The organism is Protofrankia sp. CiP1_Cm_nod3 (genome assembly GCF_982290655.1).
In genome coordinates this window covers 20,605-22,410 of the sequence record NZ_CEVIVD010000002.1, presented here as the reverse complement: position 1 = coordinate 22,410, position 1,806 = coordinate 20,605, and the positions used below count along the sequence as shown (strand labels likewise).

General features: G+C 68.4%; 1 protein-coding gene. It reads left to right on the top strand.

The features are described from left to right. Window positions 1-791: 791 nt before the first annotated feature. Window positions 792-1,568 carry a FadR/GntR family transcriptional regulator gene (locus tag AC5LUJ_RS01020; RefSeq protein WP_250282881.1) on the top strand — a complete coding sequence of 259 codons (777 nt, stop codon included), beginning with the start codon at window positions 792-794 and terminating at the stop codon, window positions 1,566-1,568. The last annotated feature ends 238 nt before the right edge of the window (window positions 1,569-1,806 follow it).

Sequence of the window (1,806 nt, the reverse complement as noted above, 5' to 3'; positions counted from 1 at the left end):
CCCGTCTGCCTATTTCTCCCGTCCGCCGTCGGCCGGGCCGGCGTCTTCCGGTTCCCGCAGTGCCGCTTCCGGTTCCCGCAGTGCCGCGCGCTCACCGGGAGGTTGACCACCACGTCCTTCCGGACGAGCCGGAAACCGTCGAGAAGGTACACATTCATCATGATCATTACCGCCGATCGTGACCGCACTGCGTCCCACCGTTGGATGATCATCCTAAAAGGCTTTTCGTCGCGCAACGACGGTCTGTCCGCCAGCTGTCCGTCGGACATCTCGAACGTCCTGCGGACATTCCGGACAGATGTTCCGCGGCCACCCCGGCGGCCGTCCCGATGAATCTCCCGGCAGACGTCCCCACGGACGCCGGCCGACGGCACGGACGCGGCGGACAGGACAGACGGAGCGGACGGGACAGACGGAGGGGACAGACGGAGGGGACGGGACAGACGGAGCGGGCGGAGCGGTTCACGGTGCGGCCAGCCCGGTCGGGCGCAGGGGGCGGGCCCACGCGTGACCGTGGCCGGGAAGCGACCAGCCGTGAGGATGCCACGGGAATCATGCGCGGGACGCGAACGCCCCGCCACGATCGCGGCCCGGTCTCCCGGCGGAATGCCCGTGGCCCACCAGCGGGCCCGCCCAACGCGGACGGAACGGTTCACACATCAGATACGGCACTTCATTCCCGCTCCGTGGACGCGCGCAACCTTCCCCGACATCGGATATCATGTATATAATTCTGGCCTTTACATCGTCCTACTCGAACGGCACATCGCCACCTCCGAGGAGAGGTTCCCGTGGCCAGACGACGACCCGGTTCGGTTGCTCGCAAATCGCGCGCCGAGCAGGTAGCCGCTGACATCGAGGGCGAGATCCTCGAGACGCGGCTGCCGATCGGCGCGCACCTCGGTCGGCGCGTCGAGTTCATGGAACGGTTCGGCATCAGTCCGACAGTCATGAACGAGACCCTGCGGATCCTGCGCAACCGGGGCCTGGTGGGCGTACGCCCGGGCACCGGCGGCGGCATCTTCGTCGCCAGCCTGCCCCCACAGGTCCGGCTGGGAGCGATGGACCTGTGGTTCCACGACTCCGGTACCCATCCCCTCCAGCTGTTCGAGGCCCGGATGCACCTCGAGGCCGGCCTGGCCGCCGTCGCCTTCGACCGCGCGACCGCCGGTGACGTCGACGCGATCCAGGACGCCTATGACCACATGGCCTCGGCCCGGGACGCGCGCGGCTACGTCGAGGGCGCCATGAGCATGCACCGCGCGCTGGTCACCGCCGCGCGGATCCCGGTGCTGGACGGCATGCACCAGAGCGTGGTTGCCCTGCTCGAGGCGACGCTGAGCCGGGCGACGTTCGTCGACGGCCACGAACCGATGCTCCGGCACAGCCTGAACGTGCACTCCGACATCATCGAGGCGATCCGCACCCGTAATCGCTTCGCGTTCGACAGGGCGATGAAACTCCACAACGACGACCTGATTCGAACTGACGATCCGCACCCGTCCCCGAATATCAGAAAAATCTCCTCCGCCGGCACGCGCGCCCCAGTGGCCGAGCTGACCGGATGATGACTGGGCAACGCCATTGCCCGTTGCTCGCGGCGGGCACCGGGTCCGGCTGACGGCGCGGGGACCGGGCATTCATCACGGTTTTGTTCCCGGTCCGGCCGGTGATACCTCACCTGACGCGCCCCGCACCGCGCCGGGGGCCACCAGAGCCGCCGGCCGCGCGACGATGTTCGTCATCGCGCGGCCTTCGACCGTCACGACTGCTGATCGTCACAGGTTCCGCCCGTCACAACCGCCC